The following is a 16,046-nucleotide window of genomic DNA, read 5'->3' as shown; positions in this document are numbered from 1 at the left end:
CGCCGGAACGACACGCCGAAACGGCGGCGGCCGGACGCGTCTTCGGGAACGTCGAGAACTGGTTCGACGGGGCTGAGTAGAGTGCGTCGCGCTGGAGTTGCCTGCGAGGCTACTGCTCGGAGAGGGTAAACCACCAGTCGTACTGCTCGTAGCCCTCGTCGTCGGCCTCGCTCTCGCGCTGTTCGACTGCCTCCCGACTCCCTGGCGGCGGCAGGAGGACGCGATCGCCGAAGCGCTCGTTCTCGGGCCAGTTTGCCGGCGTAGCCACGCCCTCGTCGTCGCTCTTCTGCAGGGCGTCCAGCGAGCGCAGGATCTCGTCGATGTTGCGGCCGATCTCCTCGGGGTAGTACAGCACCTGCCGGACGACGCCCTCGGTATCGACGACGAAGACGGCGCGGACAGTACTCGTTCCGGCGCCGGACTGGATCATGCCGAGTTGTTCGCCGACCCGGCCGCTCTCGTCGGCAATGATCGGGAAGCCAATCTCGACGCCGATCTCTTCTTCGATCCAGTCGACCCACTTGAGGTGGGAGTGGACGCGATCGACCGAGAGGCCGATCAGATTGGCATCGCGTTGCTCGAACTCCTCGCGTCGGTCCTCGAACGCGACAAATTCGGACGTACAGACCGGCGTGAAGTCGCCCGGATGGCTGAAGAGCACGACCCACTCGCCCGCGTAATCGTCAGGGAGGTCGATCTCCCCGTGCGTCGTCTCGACTGCGAGGTGGGGGAACTCATCGCCAATCAACGGGATACCGCTCGCGTCGTCTGTCTCGGATTCCATTGCATTATCTTGTACTGGCTTCACAATATTAAAAACTTCGCTTCGCTTTCAGAAGGATATTTTGCTGAAGTACAAATCATTGCTTACTACCTGTCGAATTCGCCATCTCGATTGTGGCTCCCCGGACGATGGAGGCGGCGACCATCGTGGACAACGACGGGTGTCTCGGTGGCGTGAAGTCCGGTGGAGAACTGGGTGTTTGACCAACCCGGCCGTCGGTCGTGACGTGTATCTCCAGGTCGATCCCGCCCGACAGACGCGGGCGTTCGCGGTCGTCGGCGACGCCAACGGTCGCGAGCCGATCCTCCACGTCTCGAAACACCAGGCCGCGACTGCCGCCGAGAACGTCCTGGCCCATCGCGACGGGGACGCGCTCGAGATCTACCAGCCCGTCCACCATCACGTCATGTTCTCCGGGCTGGGACGGCTCCCGTTCGTCCGGGTCGGTCGCGTCGAAGCAGTAACGGCCCGCACTTTTTTCGAAAAAGACCTGTTTCAGTCGGAAGCGATCGGCGACGGGGCGGTGACGTCCGCGAACCCGTCGAACGTCGGCGCGAGGAGTTCGCCCGCTCGGCCCTGGATACGTCGACCGCTCGCCGTGAGTTCCTTCAGCGGCTGGAGCACGGAGAGGTCCCCGATCAGGACTCCGCCGACGAGCATGCCGTCCCGGAAGGCCAGCCGTCGCCACTCCGTCTCGCCGTACTTGCGTTCGCGGTAGGTCTCCCCGAGGCCCGGGTGACCAAACGAGGCCATCGGGAACGAGAAGTGCGTCACCGTATAGGAGGGGACGAACTCGAAGTGCTCGCCGGCCCCGGCGGGGGCGAGCATGTTCTCGGCCGCGTGTTCACCCTGTGCGGCGGCGCTGCCCCACGAGCCGTTCTTGACCGGCCGACCGAGCCGTCGGTCGTGGTACTGTGCGACGTCACCCGCCGCGTAGACGTCGGGGTCGTCCGTCTGGAGACGACCGTCGACGACGACGCCGTCCTCGACTGTTATCGGCGTCCCTTCGAGGAACGCGGTGTTGGACTCGGTCCCGATGGCGACGCCGACGCAGTCGCTGTCGTAGACGTCACCCTCGGAGTCGACCGTCGCGACGACGTGGCCGTCGTCGTCGGTCTCGAAGTGATCGACGGTGGTCTCGAGGACGGGCGTGACCCCGCGTTCTTCAAGGGCGTCGTGGACGATTGCAGCGCCGGTCTCGGACATCGCTCGCGAGAACCACCGGTCCTCGCGGATCAGGTAGCTCGCGTCGACATCCTGGGCGGCCGCGATCGCGGCGTAGTCGATGCCAAGCAGGCCGCCGCCGACGATCGTCCCGGTCTCGGCGGCCGCCGCCTTCTCCCGAATCCGGCGTGCGTCCTCGATCGTCCAGAACGACGTCACGCCCTCGGCGTCGGCGTTGGGCACGGGCAGCGACCGCGGCGTCCCGCCCGTCGCCACGAGGAGTTTGTCGTAGTGGTAGCGCTCGCCCCCCGCAGTCACGACCGCGTTGTCGTCGGTTTCGATCGTGCTCACGCGCGTATCGAGTTCGAGGTCGATGTCGCGCTCGTCGTACCACGCCTGGTCGTGGATCTGGACTGTCTCCTCGGGGACGGTCCCCTTGGCGTACTCCTTGATGAGGATGCGGTTGTACAGCGGCTCGCTCTCGGCAGTCAGGACGGTGATCGCGGCGTCGTCGGCCCGCTCGGCCAGGACGTCGGCCGCGGAACTCCCGGCGACGCCGTCGCCGATGACGACGTAGCTGTCGTCGCGATCCTCTCGAATGGAATGTGATGTCATGGTGGGTGTGTGGAAGGCGGTGTGATGCGTGCCGGCGAACCGGCAGTGTTGTCTGCTATATACATGACTAAGGGTTGAATACACATAAATCTAGGCGTAATAAATAACATGAAGGTTGAGTAATAATGTATATTGGTGATAGAATATCCGATCGATATGGTCTCTAGTGTACAATAGTTCGGATTTCAGTCGGCGAGCCTGGATTGTTCGCTGCTCGGTCGCCACGCTATTCGTCGCGGGCCGCAGTATTGTGTGGATCGAGCGAACAAGTGGCTTTTCAATCCCCGTCGGCGGCGACTGCCGGCGCGCTCGCGACGATGCTGCCCTCGGGGACGCCGACGTCCGCTGCGACGACGTCACATTTCACCATAAACAGGACGTAGATCGGTGCGTCGATCTCGAAGTCATGGAGTTCGGCCACGAACGTGATCGAGCGTCTCGCCGCACGTGACGCTTACTCGGGGACTGCGAGCTGGTCGTCGTGTTCGAGTCGGTCGATCAGTACGTCGCGCATCAGTTCCATGCTCGTCGCGACTCGCTCGTCGCTCAGCGTGTAGTAGCTGTGGACGCCGTCGTTGCGCTTTGTCACCACTCCCTGATCGCGCATCAACTTTAGATGCCGTGAGACGGTTGATTGTGGGATCCCGGTCGCCTCTTGGAGTTCGGTGACTGTTCGTTCGCTGTCGTCCTTGAGCAGATCGAGCAGTTTGAGTCGCTTCGCGTTAGAGAATACCGTACAGAGATCCGCTTGCTGCTCGTACAGCGAATCTTCCGTGTGCTCGATCATCGGTGACCCGCCTACGCCCGTGAGACTGATACGTGTTTCTCCCCGCTGAATCGATCGCCGAGCGGTACTTGCCCATCTCTCTGTGACGGCGGTTTGTGCTAGGCCCCGTCCACACTCTTTATATCCGAATATTCGGAAAACCAAATACTAAGTGTGAGAAGGAAATAGTGTCGGTGATGGCACAGACATTCCAGGAGATCGTGGTCACCGAGGCGACTGCGGATCGGGCGCTCGAACGCATCTTCGGGCTGAACACATCCGAACAGGCCGTCTATCGGGCGTTGCTCGCAGCGGCGGAGCCACTGAGTGCCGAAGCACTCGCTGCGGAACTGGACTGTGCGCTCGCGACTGCCTACCGGTATCTCGAGACGCTGGAGGAACACAAACTCATCACTGAGGTCACAACCTGGGCAGGCACCCAGCAACCGGCTGTCTACGAGGCCGTCGGTCCTGATCGAGTGGCAGAGCGCATGGAGGACTGTCTCGAGCGCGCCTATCAACGGTTCTCGGCGGAAATCGACTCTGTTGTCCTGGATGCTGAAGACTGTCCGCCCCTGGACTTCCCCACCGTCTGAGGCTTCCGTTCTCCGACGAAATCAGGCCGACAGCTTACAGTTCGATTTGTGAGCCGACGCCGATGCGACGGTAGTCCTCGCCGAAGGCGTCTTCGAGTGCTCGCTCGGCCACGTGACCAGTACAGTGCGTCGGCGCGATCCGCTCGATCCGACCGTCGAGCCACTCCACGATAGCTTCGATCGTCTCGGGGTCGGGCGACCGGAGATGAGTCCCACCGACGACCGTCCGGACAGGGTCCTCAAGCACAGCCTCGGCATGGGCGATCGTGTTCCGGAGGCCAGCGTGACAGCAGCCGAGGACGAGACTGATGCCGTCTTCACTCTCGACCGCCAGCGCCTGGTCGTCCCGGACCGGGTCCTCGACGCGCTGGCCGCCCTCGTCGACTCGTTCTCCCGTTCTACTATCGGGGTACTCCCGCGGGATCTCCCCGAGTGCGACGATTCCGTCCGCCACTTCAATTGGGTCTGTGTGGGTGGTGATCTCGGCGTGGGTTTCGAGCCATTCGCGGGTGTAGGGGAGCCCGATCGACTCCTCGCCATGGTATTTCGCCTCGAAGGCGTCGGGGTGGACGTAGATATCCTTGAGTTCTTCGACGAACGCCGGCAGTCCCTTCGTGTGATCGTAGTGGCCGTGGCTCAGTACCGCCGTCTCGAAGGGGCCGACACCGAGCTTGCGGGCGTTTGCGGCGGCGATTCCCGACTGTCCGGCATCGAACAGACGGTCGCCGACCGCCGCCGAGAACCCCCACTCGGCGCGGATCCCCTTCGGCCGCGAGCCGCTGACTCTGTTGTCCGCCAGTATCGTGACGGTGGTCATACGTCGTGGTGGTCGTCTCCGTCGTGGCCGTGATCGCCGTCGCTGTGGCTGTGACCGCCACCGCCGTGTCCGTGCCCACCGTCCTCGTCGTGATGGCCACCGCCTTCGTGGTCACATCCGTCGTCGTCGTCCGGCCCGACCGGTGTCAACTCGCCGTCCCGGAGTGCCTCGATGGCGTCCCGGACCGTTCCGTCGGCGTCACAGTAGACGTCGATCCCCAACGCGTCGAAGCGCTCGGCGGCCTTCCCGCCGAGATTGCCACAGATTAGCGTCTCCGCGCCCGTCTCGGCGACGACGCTCGGCGGGGAACGGTTGCCGCCGTGGTGGTGGCTGTCGTTGTCGACGACGTCGACTGTCTCCGCGTCGGGGTCGTACACCGCGAAGGCGGGTGCGCGACCGAAGTGCTGGGATACTGATGCGTCGAGACCGTCACCGTCGGTGATCGGCATGCAGATTGTCATGTGTTGTTGGTTCGAATTGCTGGTGTCGCGATGGTTCGTCGTTTGATTCACTGTTCGTCTCCGCCGACCTCCCGCGCCCGTCCATCACGGTCGGCGCTGGGACCCTCGATTCGGCCACCGTGATTCTCGCGGCGGTCGTCCGTACGGTCGGGCCGATCGAAGTTGGGCGCGTATGGCTTGATATCGAGCACCGGCGTCCCGTCGATGGCGTCGAGTCCGTGAACCCGCAATTCCCGACCCTCGCGTTCCAGCAACTCGACCGTCGTCGTCCCGATCGGGCTCGGGCGATTCGGACTCCGGCAGGCGAAGATCCCGCGTTCGGTTCCGTAGCGTCGCGGCCCCCGAAGGCTCGGCTCCCCGGATTCGTGGAGGTACCACAGCACGGTGACGTAGTCGTTGTCCGCGATGCGGTACAGCCCCTCGGCGTAGTCTTCGTCGATGACGATCGTACTCTCGTGAGCGGCCATCTCCTCGGGACCGACAGGTGTCTCGAAATCGTTGCGTACCGTGCCGATCTGTGTCACTTCGTATGTCATGGTCACGTGATCGGTTTCAGTCGTCGGTCGATGCTGGCTGGCGCTGTCGGGCAGACTGTTCCGCAGTGTGGGTTTTCTCGGCCGGCGCTTCGGGCACGATCAATTGCCGGTCGCGGTGCCCGCGGACGGACGCCTCGACGCCGTAGACCGTCCGGATCGTCTCGGGTGTCAGGACTTCGGGTGGCCCGACGGCATGGATCTCGCCGTCTGCGAGCAGCGCGATCCGGTCGCAGTACCGGGCGGCGAGGTTGAGGTCGTGAATCGCGACGATGCCGGCCACTTCGCTGGCTCGAATGTGCTCGACGACGAGGTCCATCACCTCTAACTGGTGGCGGAGGTCCAGCGCACTCGTCGGCTCGTCCAGCAGCGTGACCGACGGATCGCCGACCAGTGCCCGCCCGAGACGGACTTTCTGGCGCTGGCCACCGCTGAGTTCGCTGACCTGGCGATCGGCGAGATCACCGATGTCGAGCCGATCGAGGACGCCCGCCGTTGCCTCTCGGTCGCGTGCGCTCGGCGACCACCCACCGTGGGGTCGTCGGCCCTGCATCACGGTCTCGAAGACGGTCGCCGGGAACGCGCCGGACTCGGCCTGCGGGACGTAACTGCACCGCCGGGCGCGCTCGTCGCTGGTCAGTTTCGCCACTGGATCGCCGTCGATCCGTACCGTTCCCGCGTCCGGCTCCAGAATGCCGTTGAGACACTGCAACAGCGTGCTCTTGCCCGAACCGTTGGGGCCAAGCAGTCCGAGCAGTTCACCCGACTCGACCGAGAGATCAACGGCCGAGAGGACCGGCTCGGCGTCGTAGCTGAACCGTAGGTCTGCGATCGTGAGTGTCACCAGTAGTCCCTCCCCTCGATCACGAGGTAAATGAACAGGGGCGCGCCCAGAAACGAGGTCAAGATCGACACTGGCAGGACGACCGGCGCGACGATCGTTCGGGCAACGGTGTCGGCGACGACCAGCAGCGTCGCGCCGACCAGCGCCGAGGCCCCGAGCAGATATCGCTCGTTGCCGCCGATCACCATTCGGACGAGGTGCGGGGCGACCAACCCGACGAACCCGATGATACCGACGAAGGAAATGATGGTTGCGGTCACGACCGAGGCCAGCGCCATCCCGCGGATCCGCACCGATTCGACGTCGACGCCAAGGCTGGTCGCGGTTTCGGTCCCGGCGTCGAGAACGTCGTAGTTCCAGGCGTTGCGGAGGAAATAGGCGAACCCGGGCACGACGACGGCGGCCATCAGCCCGACCTGGGGCCAGCTCGCCCGGCCCACGTCGCCGAAGGTCCAGTAGACGATCGTCGCCACTTCGGTGTCGCTGGCGAAGTACTGGATCGTCGTCATCCCGGCGGTGAACAGCGACCCGAGCGCGACGCCGGTCAGGATCATCGTCTCGGGGGTCGCCCGGCGGTAGGTCACCAACAGGAGGATGACGGCGGTCGAGACTATCGCCGCGAGAAAGGCCGCGATCGTCGTCAGATAGGGCCCCAAAGAGCCGAGTTCGGAGAGGCCATCCGCGCCGATCCCGATCAGGACGATCGAGGCGGCCGCGCCGAAGGCCGCAGCCTGGGAGATTCCCAGCGTGTACGGCGCACCCAGCGGGTTCCGGAGGACGGTTTGCATCGCCGCGCCCGCGATCGCCAGCCCGCCGCCGGCGACGATCGCCGTGAGCACGCGGGGCACTCGGACGTTCCAGACGATCGAACGCGCGAGATCGCTCTCACCGCCAACCAGGGCACTGCAGACGTCCACGAGTGGGAGCGAGACTGAGCCGATCGCGAGTCCGGCAAGTGACGCGATCACCAGCAACCCCACTGAGACACCGAGAAACCCGAGTCGCCGGGCGGTCGATTCGCGGTGGGCCGCCAGGGCTGGTTCAGTCACGTCAGATCACCGTTCCATCGATCCCGTTGCATCACGTCAGATCACCGTCTCGTAGGCCGGGTACGCTTCGAGCAGCGATTCGTACAGTGGAGCGCCGAGCATCGTCTCGAAGATCGTCTCGACGGTCGATTCGAAATCCACGTCGCCGAAGCGATCCGGGTACAGCGTTTGCCCGACGAAGTAGGCGTTCGCCAGGATCGACCCGTAGTTGTGATGGTAACTCGCGTGGGGGAGGATCGTATAGATCTCGCCATTCACCGCCGCCGAGAGGTCCTGATACGCCGGGTTGGCTTCGAGATCCTCGACGGCGAGCCCGAGATTGTCGGCGGCGACGAACATCCGCGCGGGATCCCATGCCAGCAGTTGCTCCTCGCTCACCTGGACCGAGGCGGCGTCGGTGTCGATCTCGCCGGCGACGTTTTCGACCCCAGCGAACCGAAATGGCGGGAATCGCTTGCGAGTCGTCTCGATCCCGTGGCTCCCCTTGTAACTGATCGCGCCGACGTAGGCCTGCTCGGCCTCGCTGTCGGCCAGATCGGCCGTCCGGTCGGTCAGATCGGCGACCGTCTCTTCGACGAACGTGATCACTGCCTCGGCGCGATCGGCTTTGTCGAGGATCTCGCCGAGGAGCCGCCAGGTGTCGAACATCGTCTCGCGGGCCGCGTTGTCGACGATATCGACGATTTCGAGGCCAACTACTGGCGTCTCGGTCTGCCTCTGTAGCGTCTCGGCTCTCGATGGATCGCCGTAGTAGCAGATCACGTCCGGGTCAACCGCAAGGATCGCTTCCGGGTTACCGCCGGCGTTCGGCCCAGCCGAGCCGATAACTGGCCGCTCCTGGAGGCCCGGATTCGCCAGGTTGTACGGGGCCGACAGCATCGACTCGGTCTCGTCCTCGACGCCAACGACACGATCGGTCGCATCGAGATAGGCGAGTTGCCTGAGTGCGCCCGGGCCGACGCCGACGATATCCTCGACCGTCCCGGGGACGGCCACCGTCCGGCCGTACCCATCGGTAATTTCGTTTGCGTCAGCCTGCGTGTCAGTGCCCGATGCTCCCAATCCGCCCGTACAGCCTGCCAGCCCCACCAACGAACCGGCACCGATCGTCTGAAGCACGCCTCGTCGTGTCACCATTGCCTGTCGAAGCGGTAATCGATGCCGGAATAATACTCTTTCGGATTTTAGTAATACTCGGGGTGGCTGGCGCTACCCAATTACTTTTTACACTGCTGGGGTAGGTTCCCCCATGGGGTCCGGTGTCTCGGAAACGCCGTCGTCGTCCGATACTTCCCGCGGGCCGCGCCGCCGAGGCGCTGATTCTTGCTCGCGTCGGCCAGACGACCTTCGGGAAGACCGTGCGGTAACGCCCGTCGTATCCAACGTTCTGCTGGTCGCGATCGCGATCATTCTGGGAGTGACCGTGTCCGTGTTCGCACTCGGGATCGTCGAGCAGGTCGGGCAATCCCCGCCGACGGCCGCTTTCGAGACCGATTACACCGCGGACAACGGACTGGTCCTCCAGCACAGGGGTGGTGATGTCCTCACTGTCGACGGACTGTCGGTTCAGTTGGGCGACCGGTCGTACCCGGTGACGGATTACGTATCGAGCCAGCGCCTGAACGCGGGCACCGAAATCGGCCCGCTGTATCCTGCTGACGCCGCGGAGGCTCGTCTTGTCTGGGAGCACGATGACTCCTCCTCGATCGTCTATACCGCAACGCCGCCCCGAGAGGGCACCGTCCCGTCGTATCTCCGCTTCGACACAGCGACCGTCCAGTCCTACGGCAGCGGACAGGACTACGACGACGAGTTCACCTATTCGACGGGCGCGCGAGAAGCAGTCCTGACAAACAATACCTGGAAGCTGGTCGAGTTCGATCACGACGTTACCGACCAGACCGTGCTGGAGTTCGACTTCCGGTCGAGCACCGAGGGCGAGATCCACGGGATCGGCCTTGAGAACGACGCAAGCATCTCCGACGACCGGATCTTCAAGCTGTTCGGAAACCAGTCCTGGGGCATCGAGTACGACGAAGTGGACTACGCGACGACGGACGGGTGGGTTCACTACGAGATCCCCGTCGGCCAACTCTACGGGCCGTCCCAGTATGGGCAAGCCGACTTTCTCGCGCTCGTCAACGACATCGACGACACGGACATCGCGACCGACTCGCAGTTCCGGAACATCCGGGCCTACGACGCCCCCGACCTCGGTTCGTCGATCCAGTTCGAATTCACGGTTGAGGGCACCACCACGACCGAACCCGTACAAAGTTACGGGTCTCAGGACAAGGACTATGGTGTCGAAGTGAGCGACGACAACGCCACGCTGACGCTTTCGAACAACACGTGGGCCTCCGTCCCGATCGACAAGAATGTCACCGCGGACACCGTCCTCACTGTGGAGTTCAACGCCACGAGCAAAGGAGAAATCCACGGCATCGGCCTCGAAACCGGAGATTCAGAGGCTGAATCGCGGTTCGTGCGTTTCTACGGAAATCAGTCGTGGGCGCAAGCGGCTGACTCCTATTACTCGGCTGGCGACGGCTGGGTCACCTACGAGATCGACGCTTCCTCACTCGTGTCTGCCGGCACGGATGTCTCCCATCTCGTGTTCGTCAACGACGACGATAGCGACGCCAGCGGCGTCTCCCGCTTCCGGAACGTCACGATTTACGAAGATCCTTAGCCACCAAATTTTGTTCCGGTTGTGTGGCACTCCGATCCGGCCGACAATTTTTTGTGTATGTGTACACAAACACAAAACATGGGAACGAAAACGATCGGTGTCAAGGACGACACCTACGAGCGGCTGAAAGGCCGCAAACGGGACGACGAGAGCTTCACGGACCTCGTCGAGCGACTGCTTGAGGAGACGACGGCCGATTGGCGGGCGGGGTTCGGGACGCTCGACGAGGACGCAGCGGATGCACTCGAGGAGACAGTCCAGGAATCCCGCGATCGGACGAGTGCGGGACTCGCGGCGCGCCAGCGGACGGCGATCGAAGAGTTAGCCGACGCCAGTGAGCCGGAGGACCCGGATGAAACTGCTTGATACGACCTTTCTGATCCACTACTGGGGTGGCAGGGAGGCAACGAAAACGTATCTCGAGGCGCACGAGGACGCCGAGTTCATCACGACGACGCTCAATCTCAAGGAAATCGCTGTGGGGTTGTCTCTCCAGGGGAACCTCGATCGCCACCAGCTTCTTTCGACGTTCGAGTGGGTGGAAACCGTCCCCTTTCAGACTGATCACGCCGTCGTCGCCGGCGAACTGGAGGCCGCCCTCCAGCGGGACGACGCGATCAATCAGGACAAGATCAACGCGCTGGCTGGCGATCTGCTGATCGCCGCGGTCGCGAAAGAAACTGGTGCCACTGTCGTCACGGAAAACGTCGCTGACTTCGAACTGTTCGACGGCGTCTCAATTGAGGGATATTGAATTCCGGAGACGCGAGCTAGGGACTTGGTCGATCAGACTTCTTCGACCGCAATCTCCGCTTTCACGCCCTCAACCTCCCACTCCTTGCGATAGCCGTCTTCGGCGTCACCGAACGCGTCAGCCCGGACTTCCTCGGCGATCAGGTCCTCGCGTTCTTCGACCAGCCCTTCGACGCGCTCGTCCGCGATGTCGTACTCGACGGTAATCCGAGCGTCCATCGCCAGGTCGAGATCTTTCCGCATCTCCTGGACGCGCCGGACGACCTCGCGGGCGTAGCCCTCGCTCTCGATGTCCTCGGTCAGCGTGGTATCGACGTAAACGACCCCGCCCCCATCCAGGGCCTCGAACTCCGTACTCGCGACGCCGTCGGGCGTGTTGCGGACGAACTCGACCATTTCCGCCGTGAGATCGACGCCCCGTCCCAGATCGCTCGCGACGGCCGATTCGAGGGCCTCGATCGAGGGCTCGGCGACGCTGGCGTCGTTGAGCGCGTTCATGATGGCTCCCGCCTCGTCGCCGAAGGCGGGGCCGAGCTTGCTCATGTCGGCCTCGGCGCTGTAGGTGAGTTCACCCCACGCCTCGTCGGGGGCGACGACTTCGATTTCGCGGGCGTTCAAGCGGTCGGCCAGCAGGTCGGACTGGAGTTCGATCGAGCCGCCGACCTCCTGGTCGTCGACGTCGACGACGACGCGCTTGACCGGCCACCGGAGTTTCCGCTCGGCCTGCTGGCGGGCGTTCGACCCTGCCTCCTCGACCGCCCGGACGACGCTGATCTCGTTTTCGAGGCTGACATCCCGCAACGTGTCGTCGGGTTCCGGCCAGTCGCACATGTGGACCGTGTCGTAGCCGGCATCGCCTGTGAGGTACTGGTAGATTTCATCGGCGATGAAGGGGGTGAACGGAGCCAGCAGCGCGACGGTCTCCTCGAGCACGCGATAGAGCGTGGCGTAGACGGCCGTCTTCGAGCCGTCTTCGCCCTCCGCCCAGACGCGATCGCGGACCGCCTGGACGTAAAAGCGGGAGACGTCCTCGACGACGAAGTCCATCAGCGCCTGGATCGCGCGATCCTGGCGGCGGTCCTCGAAGTGTTCGCCCATCTCGCTTTCGACGGTCTGGAGCCGGGAGAGCACCCACTCGTCGATCTGTTCGAGTTCGACGTCTTCGACGGTCGTTTCCATTGGATCGAAGCCGTCCATCCGCATGTACGGCAGCGGGAACCGGAAGACGTTCCAGAGGATGTTGAGGTTGCGCTGCATCGAGTCCATCCCGTCCCAGGAGAAGCGCATGTCCTCGCCCTGGGGGTTCTGGGAGAGCAGGAACGCCCGCATCGGGTCCGCGCCGCCTTCCGCGATGGCCTCCTGTGGCTCGACGGTGATGCCCTTGGATTTGGACATCCCGCGACCGTCAGGCATCATCGCGTAGCCGTGCATCAGCACCTCGTCGTATGGGATCTCGCCGACTGCCGCAGTCCCCATGCCGAGTTGGGACCAGAACCACCCGCGAGTCTGGTCGTGGGCCTCCATGATGAGGTCTGCCGGCCATAGCTCCTCGAAGTCCTCAGTCTGTTCGGGATAGTCCAGCGTCCCCCAGGAGGCAACCGAGGAGTCGAGCCAGACGTCGAAGACGTCCGGCACGCGCTCGTAGGTCCGGCCGTCCTCGGTGATCGTCAACTCGTCGACGGTCCCCTTGTGGAGGTCGACAGCTTCGGGTTCGATCTCCTGATCGACGCGCTCGGCGAGTTCTTCGCGGTCGCCGATCACGATGGCGTCGTCCATGGAGCCATCCCAGTCTTCAGCCGTCCAGATCGGGATCGGGATCCCCCAGTAGCGCTGCCGGGAGACGTTCCAGTCGGGTGCCTCCTCGACGAAGTCCTGGAAGCGATTGTCCCGCGCCCAGTCGGGGTGCCACTCGCTGTCCGCGATGTTGTCCAGCAGCTCGTCCTTGATGTCCGTCACCGTGATGAACCACTGGTCGGTGACGATCTGGATGATCCCCGTGTCACACCGCCAGCAGTGCCCGTAACTGTGGTGAGTGGTATCCCGCGAGAGGAGGTTGCCGTTCGCGTCGAGGTCGTCCATGATCGCCGCGTCGGCGTCCTTGACGAACTCACCGGCGTATTTGCCAGCGGTGTCATCGTAGACGCCGTCGCCGCCGACGGGACAGAACACGTCCAGCCCCAACTCCTGGCCGCGCTCGAAGTCCTCCTCACCGTGGCCGGGCGCGGAGTGGACCAGCCCCGTCCGGTCTGCCTCGACGTAGTCGGCGGTGTAGACCTGCAGGGCGTCCTTGCCTTCGGGCGCGTCGGGGACTTCCTCACGAAGCGGGTGCTCGTATTCCCAGCCGACCATCTCCTCGCCAGTCGCCTCGTCGACGATCTCGTAGTCGTCGTACCGACCCTTCGAGAGGACGTCCTCGACGCAGGACTCGGCGATCCAGAGTACTTCTGTCTCGCCGTCTTTGGTCGCTTCGACGGCCTGGTAGGTCAGATCTTCGTCGACCGCGACGAAGGTGTTGGCGGGGATCGTCCAGGGGGTCGTCGTCCAGATGACGAGGCTGCCTTCCCGATCCTGCAACGAGAACTTCACGTAGATCGACGGGTCGGAGACGTCCTCGTACTCGACCTCGTTGTTGGCGATGGCGGTCTCACACCGGGGACATTGGGAGATCGAGCGCTTGCCCTGCTCGACCAGTCCCTTCTCGTGGGCCTGCTCGAAACCCCACCAGGCGGCCTCCATGTACTCCGGGGTGACCGTCTTGTAGGGATCGTCCCAGTCCATCCAGACGCCGAAGGACTTGAAGTCTTCCTGGAGCCCCTCCAGTTGCTGCTCGGCGAAGTCCTTACACTCGTCGATGAAGTTCTCCTCGCCGAATTCCTGGATATCCTTCTTGTTCTCGAAGTCGAGTTTCTCTTCGACCTTGGTCTCGATGGGCAGGCCGTGCATGTCATAGCCCGGCCGGTCGGTGACGTCGTAGCCCTGCATGCGGAGGTACCGGATGTAGGCGTCCTTCAGCGTCTTGTTCCAGGTCGTCCCCATGTGGGCTGCCCCGGAGGTGTAGGGGGGCCCGTCGACGAAGAAGAAGTCCTCGCCGTCGGCGCGGTGCGCTTTCGTCTGTTCGTAGGCGTCGACGGCGTCCCAGTGGGCGAACACCCGATCGCGGACGCTGTCGGGGTCGTACTGGTCTGCCACCTCGCCGAAGCGCTCGTACGTCGGCGGATCGCGATCCTCAACGTCTGTCATACTTCTTCACTCCATCGCCGGGATTAAAGGCAAATCGATCCCGTCATGGGGAACGTTCACGTTGGGATTGCTTCTTGGGATGTAGGCTGCGTTGGAAGCGCGGTTGTAAACAGCATGAAAGCCCCCGCTCGCTCGACTGTCCGGGACTCGCTGCGGTCCTCGGCTTATCGCCTGCGGTCCTTGGCTTCGTCCGGGCCAGGTCGAGCGAGCGGCCCCTTTCAGTCCCACCCGTGTCGGCTTCTTCCCTGGCTATAGTGGGTGGGACTGAAAGGGGCTGGGCGTTCCGGGAAGACGGGCGACGCTAGGACCGGAACGAACGTAGTGAGTGAGGACCGCAGCGAGCGCGTGGCCGAGCGGTGCGCGGTCGAACGCAGTGAGACCGCGGGGATTGCGAGCGGGGAACGGAGTGACCCGCGAGCAGCGAGGCCACGTCCACTCGAACGGGGAGAGCGAGGCGTGAGCGAACGCGAGCGCCTCGTTTGCGAACGGGGAATGCGAGGTCGAGCGAAGCGAGACCTCGGTACTTCGAACGGGGAGTGAAACGACCCGTGAGAACGAAGTGACCCGTGAGCGAAGCGACCCGTGAGAGCCCCTCGACTGGAACGCGCAGGGGCTTTCGAGCTGTAGACGACAGAATAGCACTATTCAGCCGTCATGGGCGAATCTGGTCACCGCTCAACCCCCGGATTTTTCGCGCCGGCGCTTGTCTGTGATGCTATGGAGTACCGAACTCTCGGATCGACCGACGTTGACGTTTCGGCGGTCGGTCTCGGCACGTGGAACGTCGGTCCCGTCTGGAGCGACGTCAGCGACGAACAGGCCAAAGACGCGATCCGAACCGCGCTGGACGCGGACGTCAACCTGCTCGACACCGCCGAGGTCTACGGCGGCGGCCGCGCCGAATCCCTCATCGGCGAAGTGCTCGACGAGCGCGACCGGGACGGCATTTTCGTCCCGACGAAGGCCGCCCCCGACGAGGACGGCGGTCACTCCGAAGCGGGCCTCCGGGAGTCCATCGCGGGCTCGAAAGAGCGCCTCGGCGTCGAGACGCTCGACCTCGTCCAGTTGCACTGCCCGGAGACACAGGCCTTCTACAACCCAGATACCTTCGAGACGCTGGAAGAGCTGCGCGAGGAGGGCGAGATCAACCACGCGGGCGTCAGCGTCGAGAAGGTCGAGGAGGCGACGAAGGCCATCGAGTACGACGTCGTCGAGACGGTCCAGATCATCTTCAACCCGTTCCGTCACCGACCCGCGGAGCGGTTCTTCGAACGGGCAGCCGCCGAGAACGTCGGCATCATCGTCCGCGTCCCGCTGGCCTCCGGGCTGCTCGCCGACGTCTTCGACGGCATCGAGGACTTCGACGAAGGCGACCACCGCAAGAGCGCCGCCGAGGGCGGCGTCGATGCCGGGATCGGTCGCGCCGGCGGCGAGACGTTCGCCGGCGTGCCCTTCGAGTCCGGCCTCGATGCTGTCGATGACCTACGGCCGCACGTCCCCGAGGAAATGTCGATGGCGCAGTTCACCCTCCGGTGGATCCTGGATCACGACGCCGTCTCGACGGTCATCCCCGGCTCGACATCGCCCGCGCACGTCGAGGCCAACGCCGCCGCGGCCGACCTCCCCGAACTCTCCCACGAGACTCACGGCGCGGTCCGGGACATCTACGAGGCACACCTCTACGACCACGTTCACCATCGGTGGTGAGGCCGTCGTTCCGTCGTGCAGGGAA

The 16,046-nt window shown here is 64.0% G+C and carries 16 protein-coding genes and 1 pseudogene; 6 read left to right on the top strand and 11 right to left on the bottom strand.

The annotated features are described in order from the left end of the window. Positions 1-109 precede the first annotated feature (109 nt). Entirely contained in the window at positions 110-784 is a 675-nt protein-coding gene (locus HBNXHr_RS13485; RefSeq protein ID WP_275882541.1) for a peroxiredoxin, read from the bottom strand. 259 nt (positions 785-1,043) lie between these two features. On the opposite strand from HBNXHr_RS13485, the pseudogene HBNXHr_RS13480 reads away from it, so the two are divergent. Further along, positions 1,044-1,232 (top strand): annotated as a pseudogene (locus HBNXHr_RS13480) (NAD(P)/FAD-dependent oxidoreductase); the annotation flags it as partial. Between the two features lie 47 nt (positions 1,233-1,279). On the opposite strand, the gene HBNXHr_RS13475 reads toward HBNXHr_RS13480, so the two are convergent. The 3 genes from HBNXHr_RS13475 to HBNXHr_RS13465 form a co-directional block, all read right to left on the bottom strand. Further along, a complete protein-coding gene (locus HBNXHr_RS13475; protein ID WP_275882540.1) occupies positions 1,280-2,563 on the bottom strand; it encodes an FAD-dependent oxidoreductase in 1,284 nt (427 codons plus the stop codon). 277 nt (positions 2,564-2,840) lie between these two features. Beyond that, positions 2,841-2,984, bottom strand: a complete 144-nt coding sequence (locus tag HBNXHr_RS13470) for a hypothetical protein (RefSeq protein ID WP_275882539.1) — start codon at positions 2,982-2,984, stop codon at positions 2,841-2,843. 33 nt (positions 2,985-3,017) lie between these two features. Then, the gene (locus HBNXHr_RS13465) at positions 3,018-3,350 is read right to left on the bottom strand and encodes a helix-turn-helix domain-containing protein (RefSeq protein WP_275737495.1); all 333 of its coding nucleotides are present in this window, start codon (positions 3,348-3,350) and stop codon (positions 3,018-3,020) included. A gap of 176 nt (positions 3,351-3,526) precedes the next feature. Here HBNXHr_RS13465 and HBNXHr_RS13460 point away from each other — a divergent pair, with 176 nt between their 5' ends. Further along, positions 3,527-3,925 (top strand): helix-turn-helix domain-containing protein, encoded by a 399-nt coding sequence (locus HBNXHr_RS13460; RefSeq protein ID WP_275882538.1) that lies wholly within the window; start codon positions 3,527-3,529, stop codon positions 3,923-3,925. A gap of 34 nt (positions 3,926-3,959) precedes the next feature. Here the strand turns inward: HBNXHr_RS13460 and HBNXHr_RS13455 are convergent, their stop codons facing one another. From HBNXHr_RS13455 to HBNXHr_RS13430, 6 genes are read right to left on the bottom strand one after another with little or no spacing between them, the layout of a single operon-like run. Continuing rightward, positions 3,960-4,742, bottom strand: coding sequence for an MBL fold metallo-hydrolase (locus HBNXHr_RS13455; protein ID WP_275882537.1), 783 nt, complete (start codon positions 4,740-4,742; stop codon positions 3,960-3,962). After that, positions 4,739-5,191 (bottom strand): NifB/NifX family molybdenum-iron cluster-binding protein, encoded by a 453-nt coding sequence (locus HBNXHr_RS13450; protein WP_275882536.1) that lies wholly within the window; start codon positions 5,189-5,191, stop codon positions 4,739-4,741. The genes HBNXHr_RS13455 and HBNXHr_RS13450 overlap by 4 nt, the downstream gene beginning before the upstream one ends. Positions 5,192-5,250: 59 nt before the next feature. After that, a complete protein-coding gene (tsaA, locus tag HBNXHr_RS13445) occupies positions 5,251-5,739 on the bottom strand; it encodes a tRNA (N6-threonylcarbamoyladenosine(37)-N6)-methyltransferase TrmO (protein ID WP_275882535.1) in 489 nt (162 codons plus the stop codon). Positions 5,740-5,755: 16 nt separating this feature from the next. Beyond that, on the bottom strand, positions 5,756-6,580 hold the full coding sequence (locus HBNXHr_RS13440; RefSeq protein ID WP_275882534.1) for an ABC transporter ATP-binding protein: 825 nt from the start codon (positions 6,578-6,580) through the stop codon (positions 5,756-5,758). Beyond that, complete coding sequence (locus tag HBNXHr_RS13435) at positions 6,577-7,629, bottom strand: iron ABC transporter permease (protein ID WP_275882533.1); 1,053 nt, start codon at positions 7,627-7,629, stop codon at positions 6,577-6,579. Before HBNXHr_RS13435 ends, HBNXHr_RS13440 begins: the two co-directional genes overlap by 4 nt. Positions 7,630-7,665: 36 nt before the next feature. Further along, entirely contained in the window at positions 7,666-8,766 is a 1,101-nt protein-coding gene (locus tag HBNXHr_RS13430) for an ABC transporter substrate-binding protein (protein ID WP_275882532.1), read from the bottom strand. A 112-nt stretch (positions 8,767-8,878) separates the two neighbouring features. On the opposite strand from HBNXHr_RS13430, the gene HBNXHr_RS13425 reads away from it, so the two are divergent. The 3 genes from HBNXHr_RS13425 to HBNXHr_RS13415 all read left to right on the top strand — a co-directional run bounded on the left by HBNXHr_RS13425 (position 8,879) and on the right by HBNXHr_RS13415 (position 11,075). Next, a complete protein-coding gene (locus HBNXHr_RS13425; RefSeq protein WP_275882531.1) occupies positions 8,879-10,321 on the top strand; it encodes a type IV pilin N-terminal domain-containing protein in 1,443 nt (480 codons plus the stop codon). 78 nt (positions 10,322-10,399) lie between these two features. Further along, positions 10,400-10,687, top strand: coding sequence for an antitoxin VapB family protein (locus HBNXHr_RS13420; RefSeq protein WP_275882530.1), 288 nt, complete (start codon positions 10,400-10,402; stop codon positions 10,685-10,687). Then, on the top strand, positions 10,674-11,075 hold the full coding sequence (locus HBNXHr_RS13415) for a PIN domain-containing protein (RefSeq protein WP_275882529.1): 402 nt from the start codon (positions 10,674-10,676) through the stop codon (positions 11,073-11,075). The genes HBNXHr_RS13420 and HBNXHr_RS13415 overlap by 14 nt, the downstream gene beginning before the upstream one ends. 32 nt (positions 11,076-11,107) lie before the next feature. Here the strand turns inward: HBNXHr_RS13415 and ileS are convergent, their stop codons facing one another. After that, on the bottom strand, positions 11,108-14,314 hold the full coding sequence (ileS, locus tag HBNXHr_RS13410; RefSeq protein ID WP_275882528.1) for an isoleucine--tRNA ligase: 3,207 nt from the start codon (positions 14,312-14,314) through the stop codon (positions 11,108-11,110). 717 nt (positions 14,315-15,031) lie between these two features. Here ileS and HBNXHr_RS13405 point away from each other — a divergent pair. Continuing rightward, positions 15,032-16,021: an aldo/keto reductase gene (locus tag HBNXHr_RS13405; RefSeq protein WP_275882527.1), complete on the top strand. Its 990-nt coding sequence runs from the start codon at positions 15,032-15,034 to the stop codon at positions 16,019-16,021. Positions 16,022-16,046: the final 25 nt, after the last annotated feature.

Origin of the sequence: Halorhabdus sp. BNX81, from assembly GCF_029229925.1 — an archaeon.
Classification (GTDB): Archaea; Halobacteriota; Halobacteria; order Halobacteriales; family Haloarculaceae; genus Halorhabdus.
The sequence above is the reverse complement of the archived record's forward strand: the minus strand, read 5'-3'. Positions and strand labels throughout refer to the sequence as shown.